Source organism: Actinophytocola sp. (genome assembly GCF_045807065.1).
Classification (GTDB): domain Bacteria; phylum Actinomycetota; class Actinomycetes; order Mycobacteriales; family Pseudonocardiaceae; genus Actinophytocola.
The window spans coordinates 1-9,954 of the sequence record NZ_JBJMIE010000166.1; the positions used below are offsets into that span (position 1 = coordinate 1).

The following is a 9,954-nucleotide window of genomic DNA, read 5'->3' on the forward strand; positions in this document are numbered from 1 at the left end:
ACGCTGCTGGCATCGAAGAGACATTGCGCACTGCGGAGGTCGTGTGGTGTGCGTACAATGCACACGTTGATCGGATTTTTTGGAGGGTCGCGCAACTTCCGGACGTGCTGGTTTCGATTTTCGCGGTCGTCCTGTTTGCCGTTTCATTTGGTTGGGGTCCTGTACCGGTCGGCAGTTTCGGCTCCGTCGTGGCGAGCGTGCTCTGGCCCCTATGCGCACTGACCCTCGCCGTCAATCTGTACCTCTGGACGACCGAACTGATTGCGATCAGACGCTTAAGGCTCTACCTGCGCACAATTCCGACACAGGTTAGCGGTATGGTGTTGTTCGTTGCGATACTGGTATTGTTGGTCGATGACGTGCCGGATGTGCTTTTCGCCGTCATCGTCGCCAGCTTGAGTATCGCACTGGTGCTGGCGTTGGCGGCGCAGACACCGCGGTTTAGCCTTTGGTACCGACGAGTTCTGCGGCCGGGCGAGGCTGAATCTGCCCTCGTGGGGTTATGGGCAGTGACATATCTAGCCTGCAGCAGGACAGATCTCGCGCAGTCCTCCGCAGGGCGCACCGCCGCATGGCGCGAACTCGAGGTGTTGGCCGCCAACACAGCCCGCCTCCTGCCATATGCCGTCGAGTCCGCGGAAGGCAGAACGCGTGAGTACCGCAAGGCGGTTGAAATTGACGCGCGCAATATCGCACAGGCAATCAGAGCACACCAACGTCATCTCGTACTCCCCGACGCTGAGGAACTTGCCGATCTACGCCGATCGCTCGCTTGTGGGCTCCTGTACGCATGCACACGCGACTGGGGGAAGCTCAAGATCCAGGACAGTGTGCAAGAACCACGCCGATGGTGGCGCCGGTCCGGACCCGCGCTCCTCACGGCCGCGACCGCCGCCGGGTTGGCTGTTGCGGTGCGATTTGTGGATGGTGTCGTATCCGCGGAAGAACAGACCAAGTTCATCGTGACGTTGCTGCTCGTAGCGGCCCTGAGTATCGCGAGTGGTTTAGGTGCCAGCACCCAGGGGATGCAGGAACTTACGTTGCGTTTCACTGGGGTACGGCGATAGCCGCTTTCCAGTGGCCTGCCGATTTTGGGCGCGGGAACTGACAGTGCGTGGTTCGACACCTGAGGCCCGACCGTATATGGGTCCTGGCCGTAGTCCGTTCGCGCTCTGTTCTGCCCGGTTGACAACGTTCGGTCGTTTCGGTCGCCGAATATTGCTGAGACCGCTCACCTAAGCATGGCAGAATCACATGCCTCCATCTACCTTGGATAAGTGTGACTAAGGGCTGTCATGTAATTGATCTTCTGGTTAGGTGCCAACCGTGTTGGGTCAGCCGGCGAGTGTGATGTTGTGGAGGTGAGCGATTCCGGAAACGGTGTCGGCGAGTGTGTTGGCGGCCCGCCGGTAGTCGCGGAGGATTTTCCCAGCACTTCATGCGTGCCAGGGCGTGTTCGATTCTGGCACGGATCGTGCGGTGGACGGCGTTGAGTTCTTCTTGCCACTCGGACAGTTCGCTGCCGTCCGCGGGTTTCGGTAGGGCATGATCACCTCTGGGTTGCCGCGGTACCCGCCGTCGGTCATCACCGGCCGATCGTCGACCTGGTCTTTGATGCCGGAGTCGCGGTAGGCGGTGCAGTCGTTGCGCTTCCCAGGTTGCGGGTCGCCGGTAGCGATGACCAGGCGCGTGTCGGCGTCGATCGCGATCTGCACGTTGGCCGAGTAACGGTAGTTCTTCGATGGCACCGCCAATCGGTGGTCCCGAGTCGGGATGAGGGTGCCGTCCACGATCGCCACCGAGTCGGTCCTGCGTTTGCGGACCGGCGCCAGCGCCAGCAGCGGCCCGACTTTGTCGATCACCCGGTGCGCCGCGGCGTGCGAGACGCCGAACAGTGGTCTGATCTGGCGCATGGTCAGGTTCGTCCGCCAGTAGACCGCAACCAGCAACACTCGGTCTGCCAGCGGCAACGCCCACTGCCGACCCGGCCGCCCATCTGCGATCTCATCGCCGCCGCGTTCGGCTACCAATCGGACCAGCTTGCGGAACTGACCCGGTGTCAGCCCGGTGAACGGGGCAATCCGCTCCGACCTCGACGCTGTGATCACCTGCACCACAACAACATGATCAACTATCGGTCGAGACAGACCTGCGCCGGGGTTACGTGACAGCCCTTAGGTCCACCCAGCTCACGTACTGGTGGAGTGCACTTATTTCGACCGTGCACTATTCCTGAGACTCACTCTCCGCCGTACTCTAGTTCACCCGTCCTCGCGTTAATGATCTGAGCGTTGATCAAAGAGTGTGCTTCCGGATCCATGACGGCGTCCTCCAAAGTGTAGAGACGCCCGCGAAGCTTCACGGCGACCGCGTCAGGGTCGTCGATCTCGGTCCATGACTCGTCCCGGACCAACGGGACGTCGGTGTACGAAGGGACAATGCGCTGATCCAGTATGTCGACCAAGCCGCGGCTCTGGGCGGGGTTGATGTGGCCGAGCCAGTGTCGTCGCTCCACGCGGTAAGTGACGAGAAAATTCGAGACGGGCCGCCACTGTGGGTGCCCCTCGGAATCCTGAACATAGATGTGCATTGGCTTGCTGCTCCCGACCTCACCACCGTCGCGGGGCAGCCGTCCCGCGTTCCATTCCTTGGCGAACCGCTCCAGAAGGCGAATCCGAGTCTTGCCACCGTCGTCCGAGAGATTCGCGAAGAAGCCGTTGCGGTCGTCGCCGTAGATCGTGTCTCCGGCGAGGGCCTGGTGGGTGAAGGTAGGCAGGACGATGGGCGTGAGCGTTGTCCAGATGACGGGGAGTTCCAGGATCTCGAGCCACCGGCTCGTGGCGCTGTCATGGAGGGCGTAGAGCTCGATGCCGAGGTTGCGGGCGTAGCGCCGGGTCGGCTTGGTGAAGCCGCCGTTGCATACCAGAACGCCGCGATCCGCCTTGGTGTCACGGACCACGGAGGCCAGCTTGTCCAAGTGAGTAATGTCGGCGGGCCGATCCCAATCACGTACCTCCACGACGACGAGACGCGAGGTACCGGTGTCGTCTTGCCATTTGATGCTCACGTCGATCTGGCGGTCGACACCGCTCAGATGCCCGCGGATGGAGTCATCGTGCTTGACCACGGCGTTTCTGCCTTCGAGCTCGCGGAAGATCCGCTCGGCAAGAAGCTCGAGTTCACGTCCGGACCGATCCTTTGACGCTCGTCCTCTGGAATCACGATGCTCCGTCATACTTCTCTGTTCCTCCCTGCCGTATCCGCCTGCTCGGCGGCGCGGGCGGCAATGTAGTCGGCCCAGTCTCGTTGGGCGTGTTTGACCCAACGGATGGCTGTGTGCAGGTGGATGTCGAGCAGGTCGGCGAGCACGGCTGCCGGCAGATCCGCAGCCAGCGCGGCGAGCGCGCCGTTGCGGGCGGTTCGAATGGTGATGCCGTGGCGGTTGAGTCGGTCGCTGAGGGCCCGGTTCCCGATCGGCTGCCCGGGGACACGTCCGGGAAACAACCATCGGTGACCGGCCAGGCTGTGTGGGACTGTGAGCCGCGGGGGCGGCGTGCTCGCTAGCCGCCGAAGGAGTCCAGCGAGGCGGGGCGGCAGCAGGAGCGGGTGCTCGTTCATCACGAGGTAGGTGTGTTCGCCCTTGTTGGTGACCTGGTCTGCGGTGAGGTTGCGGATGCGCTCGCCGCGGAGGCCGAACAGCAGTGTCAGTGCGCCGGCCGCCCGGATGTCGATGGGCATCGCCTCGTCGGTCAGACACCGCTGTAGCAGCCGCCACCGGTCGTCGTCACCGAGGAATTCCGCCGGGTGCTGCCATGGGACGTTCGGGATGGTCAGGTCACCGGTCAGGCCGCGCTGTCGGGTCCATTTGAGGAAGTAGCGCGCGGCATTGCGCCGTTGGCTGGCCGCGCCGTCCAGCCAACGGTCGATGTCGTCCTGCCGCAGCGTGCTCAGTGAGAGCCCTTGGTTTTCAATCCATTCCAGAAGTTCGAGGGCGACGAGCGTCCTTCGCCGGATGTGGTGCCGGGCCGTGGCCGGGTATCGCCGGGCCGTGGCCCGGCGGCGGGCCCGACGCAGCAGGTGCCACTGGAGGTAGGGGCGGATCAGGTTCGCGTGTGCGGCGGGCCGGTCGGCAAGGTGATGGTCGAGCCAGGCCGGGAGCCGTTCGAGGTCTTCGTTGCGTTGTTCGAGGATGCCGGTCTGCACCAGCATCTGCCGGGCGTAGTGAACGTTGCGGTCGAGCGGGAACGCGTCCAAGAGTCCGTGGTTGATCGGCTCACCCGAGGCCGCCAGCCGCGAGAGCAGAGCGGCGGCCGGGCTGTCCTTGATCCATTGGATCTGCTTGAACGGGTTCTCGGCTCGAATCAACGTCTCGAGCAGCGGTTCGAGCTGGGACGGGATCTCGGCGTTGGGCCCGGTGAGCAGGCTGCGGGCGCGGGCGGTCAGCACGCAGTGCGCGCAGCCGTCGTGCCCGTAGGGGTTTCCGCTGCGGCCGCAGTTGTCGCAGGTGTAGTCGATGTCGTAGCCGGCGCAGGGGCCGCAGACACATGCGCCGTCGTCAGTGTGGGCGATCAGGGGTTGCAGACGATGGCAGGTCGCGCATTCCTCGGGCGACCGCAGGATTGCCGTGTAGCAAGACATACAGACCGGGCCGATCGGCCAATACGCCTGGGCGGGACGAGGTCTGCGGCAGCGGCGGCAGGTCACCCTGGGCCGTTCGACGCGGGCATAGCAGGAATGGCAGATCGGCTCGCTGGAGCTGACGCGTGTGCAGGGGCGGATCCGGCCGCAGCGAGAGCAGGTCATGTCGGGGCCGCGGTAGCAGCTGTCGCAGAGATCGGGTTGGTCTCCGGTTGCCGCTCGGCGGATCTCCCGGACTCTGCCGCATCGGCCGCAGGCCCGACGGGGACGTCGGAACCGGTTGTAACAGTGGTAGCAGCAGGCACCGTGCTCGTCGATGACCGCGGCCGGTTTGATCTGTCCACACGAGACACATTGGTGCACTGGCCGGTCCCAGCATCGGTGGCAAATGCCGTCGCCGTTGTCGAGGCGGACCACCGGCCGTTCCGTGCGTCCGCACCCACTGCACTGTTCGAGGGTTTCCGGATCGTGGTGGTAGCAACGGAAGCAAATCCTGCCGTCCGGCTTCCGGGCGGCGATCCGCACCCCGTCTCGGTGGCAGCGGTCGCAGGTGGACAGTCGTGACCGTGAGTCGCAGGCGCCGCAGACCCGGCCCTCCGGCCGGAGCCACCGCAGTTCCGTGGTGACCTTGCCGCAGCGTGCGCAAACGATGCGAACCACCGGGTGGCCGTGATCGTGCAGGACATGCGTCAGCCTCACCAGCGCGGGCGGGCAGTGGGACTCGCCGGAGACGAGGGCGTCGAGGTGGTCGGCGAGATGGGCGGCCAGTTCCTCGAGGTAACGGGCGGCGCCGCGGACCGGGATCGGCACCGCCGCCTCCAGCGCGGCCACGGCCGAGCCCTGGGTCAGCGTCGGAACCGCTGTGGTCAGGGCGGCGACCACTGCGTTCATCGCGGGGTCCATCCGTGCGGCCTGGCGAGCCAGCCGCGCCGCCGTCGACGGGGGTGTCACAGGCCCTGGGGCCGGCGGATCGACGTGCGCCGCGCTGCCGGCGCGGGACCGTGCCCTTCGCCGGCGGTCTTGCGGACCTCGGCGTTGACGGTCTCGATCTCGATCAGGTCGTTGGGCGTGCAGTCGAGGATGTCGCACAAGGCGGCGAGGGTGTCCATCGACAGCCGTTGCGGTGGTTGGGTCACCAGCCTGAACACCTGCTCTCGCGACAACACCATGCCCCGCTCTGCCAGCAACGGCACCAGGTCCGAGGTTTGGTAGTGCCCCTTCTCGGCCATCCTCAGCCGCAAGTGCCACTGAATGCCCATCTTCTTCTTCACGACTCGTCGTCCTCCCAGAGCTCGGCGTGCCGCTCGGTCAGCTTCTTGCGCAGCAACTGGTTGCGGTACTCATCCGAGACGCCCGTGTATATGGCAGTCGAACTGGCCGTCGCGTGCCCGGCCTGTTCTTGCACAAATCTCTCCGGATAGTCGAACTCGACAAGATGCGTGATCATGCTGTGGCGCAAGGAATGCAAATCCAGGTCAGCCGGCAGGCCGGCCGCCTCGCGACATGTCTCGAACGCCTCGTTCGCGCTGCGCTTGGACAGCCGACCACACCGCTCGGTCACCCACAACGCCGGATGGTCGCCGACATCGAACCGCGGCCGGACCTCGCTGAGGTAGTGATCGAGTACATCGACGATCCAGTCCATCTCCGGGACGGTGAGCACCGTGCGTCGTTTGGGCGGGCTGCCGTTGGAGGACTTGCCCCACCGGACGAACACCCCGCCGTAGCGGCCGTACTGGGGCGCTTTCGGATTGCGGCGCAGGTCGACAAGGTCCAGGCCGCATGCTTCCCGCCTCCGAAGCCCGAACGCGTAGAAGGTCTTTAGCAGCGCGGAGTCCCGCATCGCCGCCAGCGCGCCCTTGCGGCGGCGCTTGCGGATCTCCTCGACGCGGCCGTCGGCCGCGTCGAACAGCGCCTGTACTTCGTCGTAGGACAGCGGTCGCCGCCCCGGCCGCCCCTCGAACTCGGTGACATGCACGACGCTGTTGTCCTCGTGCAGGATCTGCGCCGGCACCTGCCCGAACTGCTCCTGGCACGTCGCCTGCCAGCCGTAACGGCCGTCGCAGACGAACGCGCAGAACATCCGCAGCGAGTTCTGGTACTGCCGGGCGGTCGAGACGCTGAAGTTCGGGTTGCTCGCCCGCAGGTGGTCGAAAAATGCCTCCACCTCCGCCGGCTGCCACTGCCAGGGATACTGGTTGGAGAACGCCACCAGCCTCCGTACCAGCGACAACCGCGGCTTGATCGTGCTGTCCCACTTCAGGAACCGGGTGCGCTGCTGCCGCGCCCACCCCTCCAGCATGCCCTCGAACACCGCCGTCGCCGGGTCCAGGTGGACGACGCCCTGCGCCAGCACCAGATGCGCCGCGCCGTCCAGGTCCGCTGCTCGACCCACTCTCACCTCCGTTGCATTTGCTGCAACATTGTTGAGATCAGGTCGATCGATTGCAAGAGCCCTGCACAGGTTCGTTCACCGAGTCCCTCAAGTTGGCGTCTCATGCCCCTCTGAGCTGCGGATTCGCCTTGTATCGCCGTCGGTTGAATGCTGCATCAAACGCAATTCCGCGCGTTTCTCGCTGTCGCGCATCCCGGACAGGTAGGCGATCACAATGTAGCAGGCCGCGCTCAGCCGCTGCTCGTAGCGCGCGTAGGCGCGGTACGGCATGCGCTCCAACCACGGCCGACCGTCGACCTGCGCTGTCATGGCGCACCACAGATAGGCGTCGTCATCGATGCCGAGCTCGGCGATCGCGGCGTCGATGAGCGCTTGGTTGCTGGTGCACTGCAACGTGCTCCGCGAGACGTCGACCTCGCGGGCCAGATGGGAATGGCTTAGTCCGACCGGGCCGCCTGGCAGCGGCCGGCCCGACCGTCGGTAGCGCTCGAGCACGGCGATCAGGTGGGGTTGGGCGGTCTTGCTGCCGGGTCCGCGGTGTCCGTGCCGGCGGCGCCAGTGGCAGGCATACAGCTGGGTCCACTCGGTGCGGGCGGCCAGGATATCGGCGGAGAACTCCTGCACGTAGCGCAATGCCCAACCCAGCAGTGGTCCGAGGACGGGTTCGGGGATGCGGTCGGTGGTGTTCTCACCGACCCGTTTGCGGTCGCCTTCGTACCAGCCGTCCAGGGTGGCGGGATCGACGCCGAGCCGGTCGCTGATCAACCGGTCCCGGTAGATCCACAGCCTGCGGACGGCGCCACGCAACCCCTGCCGCCAACTGCCGGATATGCCTGACCGGGCCAGGTGTTTCCGGTAGGCGTCCACTACCGCCAGGTCGACCGCCGTGAGCGAGGGGATGTCCTGGGCGTGGAGCCAGTCGAGGAAGATCTTGAGGCGGGTGAACTCGACCCTGATCGTGACGATCCGCGGGCGACGCTGTCCCTCCGGCAGCTCACCGGCCAGCTGCGCGTAGAAGTACTCCTTCGCCACCGCTCGGAATCGGGCGGGCAGGGTGGTGAAGTCCAGCTTCAAGCTCTGCTGCTGCTTCTGCAGCAACGCCGGGGACAAGTCCCACACGTCCTCGCCGAACCGCGCGGTGTCAGCCAGGTCGGTTCCCTCCCGCAGCGGGGTCTGCGCGAAAACCTGGACATCGCCACTGATCCGCGCTGTCGCCGCCCCGGCAGCTGTCCCAGCGTTGGTCTCGGTCTGGTGGTGCGCGGTCGTCATGTGGTCTCGTCCTTCGGTCCTTCCAGCAGGTCAAGCAGGGTGACCGCGCTGCCGTCGGCGTGGGCTCGGGCGTGGTCGACCTCGGCGGGGGTGAAGGTGGGCAGGATGTCCTCGGTGATCGCCAGCCACGTTTGGCCGTACCGTCGCCACCACTCCTCCCGGTCGGTGCCGCGCCACCGGCGTTCCAGTTCGCCGAGCAGGTCGAGCATGCTCGGCAAATGATCAACGGTGACCACGGCGTTGCGGCAGACGAAGCAGGTCAGGAACGACGCGCGGCAGATCCCGTCGTTGAACGGGCTGTCCTGGATGCTGGTGCAGGAGGTGAACGCGGTCGCCGTCGCACGGCTCACTGGATCAGCCGGCACGACCCGAACCGGGCCGCCGTTCCCGGCCAGGACCCGCTGGTGCGCGGCACGTGCGGCATCTTCGGCGTCGACCACCGCGTCGGCGACCAGGCCCTCGGCCCAGTCACGCACGGTGGGATCGCCGGCCAGGTAGCTGGTGAACAGCACATCTTGGGTATTGGTGCGCACCGCCGAGGGCAGGTGCCCGCCCACCGCACGGGTGGTGCGCCGCTCCACAGTGGTCTTGAGCCGGTTGAGCGTCAGTCCCAGCGGCGCACCGTCCTCGCCGGTCAGGCCATGGCGCCGTGCCCACCGGCCCAGCCCCAGTCCGCGCGACAACATGGCAGCGAACGGATCGGCGTGCCCACCGCCAGCGAAGGCGTCGCACACGCCGCCGTTGAACCACACCGACCACGCGGTCCTCGAGCCGCTGAAGGCACGCGACCGCGCGGTGAGTTCCAGCAGCAACAGGTAGAACCCACCGGGTGTGTGCAGTTGCCGGCTGGGCGGCCCGATCTCCCACACGACGTCGTCGAACCAGTGCCCCGCACCACGGCGCCGCTTCACCACCTGCAGCTGCACCGCCCGGTCCTCCAGCAGCCGATGCTCGGCCGGGAGTTCCTTGATGGTCTCTCCGTTGCGCCCTGACACGGCGACCCCGAGCACCACCAGCGGCGGCAGATCCGAGCTGACCAGGAACAGCCGGCGGGCGTAGTCCATGCGCGCCCGTGGGTGCGGCGCCCCGGTCGGGAACCGGAACCTCGGCACCTCGCCGGTCGCGGCCAGCTCCAGCAGCTCCGCTGCTTGCCGGCGCTGCTCGGCGGCAAGCTCGCCCTCAGCTGTGGAGACCTCGGACGAGCCCGTATCGGCAACTGAAACGAGAAGGCGTTCACCGGCTCGGATGCGATCGCGGATCGCCGCGACGTCCGACCGTGCGGCCCGCACGATCCGCATGAACACCTCGTCGCTGTAGCCGGGCACTCCCTCTCGCCGGACACGGTTGACCATCAGCTGCCCGGTGGTCAGCCACGCACGGGTGTCCGGACGCAGCCGCTCGCCTGACACCTCCATCAGCACCCGGCAGACCCGCCGGACCTCCGCCATCGCCGCGACCTCGCTCATCGCGGCCAAGCGATCCAGCCGGAACCGCCGCAGCTGCGTCACGGTGATCTCACCAACGGTGGTCGGCCGCCCCGGCAGCTCGGCGAGGAACGCCACGAACCGCCGTAGCGACCACCACGCGTTGTTCGCGCTGGCCAGAGTGTGCAAGGTGCCGGTGTAGCCCACTCGCACCGCGAACGCCGCCGC

Annotated in this window: 7 protein-coding genes and 1 pseudogene; 1 reads left to right on the forward strand and 7 read right to left on the reverse strand. The window is 66.3% G+C overall.

All coding sequences use genetic code 11. The features are described from left to right. A partial coding sequence (locus tag ACJ73U_RS09635) for a hypothetical protein (RefSeq protein ID WP_407777206.1) occupies positions 1–1,067 on the forward strand: 1,067 nt, incomplete at its 5' end. A gap of 267 nt (positions 1,068–1,334) precedes the next feature. Here the strand turns inward: ACJ73U_RS09635 and ACJ73U_RS09640 are convergent. The 7 genes and pseudogenes from ACJ73U_RS09640 to ACJ73U_RS09670 form a co-directional block, all read right to left on the reverse strand. Beyond that, positions 1,335–2,117: pseudogene (locus ACJ73U_RS09640) on the reverse strand (transposase family protein). A gap of 122 nt (positions 2,118–2,239) precedes the next feature. Beyond that, entirely contained in the window at positions 2,240–3,235 is a 996-nt protein-coding gene (locus tag ACJ73U_RS09645) for a restriction endonuclease (protein WP_407777207.1), read from the reverse strand. Further along, entirely contained in the window at positions 3,232–5,529 is a 2,298-nt protein-coding gene (locus ACJ73U_RS09650; protein ID WP_407777208.1) for a hypothetical protein, read from the reverse strand. Before ACJ73U_RS09650 ends, ACJ73U_RS09645 begins: the two co-directional genes overlap by 4 nt. 56 nt (positions 5,530–5,585) lie before the next feature. Further along, positions 5,586–5,909 (reverse strand): helix-turn-helix domain-containing protein, encoded by a 324-nt coding sequence (locus ACJ73U_RS09655; protein ID WP_407777209.1) that lies wholly within the window; start codon positions 5,907–5,909, stop codon positions 5,586–5,588. Continuing rightward, a complete protein-coding gene (locus ACJ73U_RS09660; protein ID WP_407777210.1) occupies positions 5,906–7,033 on the reverse strand; it encodes a tyrosine-type recombinase/integrase in 1,128 nt (375 codons plus the stop codon). The genes ACJ73U_RS09655 and ACJ73U_RS09660 overlap by 4 nt, the downstream gene beginning before the upstream one ends. An 87-nt stretch (positions 7,034–7,120) precedes the next feature. Beyond that, positions 7,121–8,143 carry a hypothetical protein gene (locus tag ACJ73U_RS09665; protein WP_407777211.1) on the reverse strand — a complete coding sequence of 341 codons (1,023 nt, stop codon included), beginning with the start codon at positions 8,141–8,143 and terminating at the stop codon, positions 7,121–7,123. Positions 8,144–8,298: 155 nt separating this feature from the next. Beyond that, positions 8,299–9,954: hypothetical protein (locus tag ACJ73U_RS09670; RefSeq protein WP_407777212.1), on the reverse strand; the 1,656-nt coding region annotated here is incomplete at its 5' end.

Excerpts from the sequence above, each read along its gene's own strand:
- ACJ73U_RS09645 (WP_407777207.1), bottom strand. The coding sequence starts at position 3,235 with ATGACGGAGCATCGTGATTCCAGAGGACGAGCGTCAAAGGATCGGTCC.
- ACJ73U_RS09650 (WP_407777208.1), bottom strand. The coding sequence starts at position 5,529 with ATGAACGCAGTGGTCGCCGCCCTGACCACAGCGGTTCCGACGCTGACC.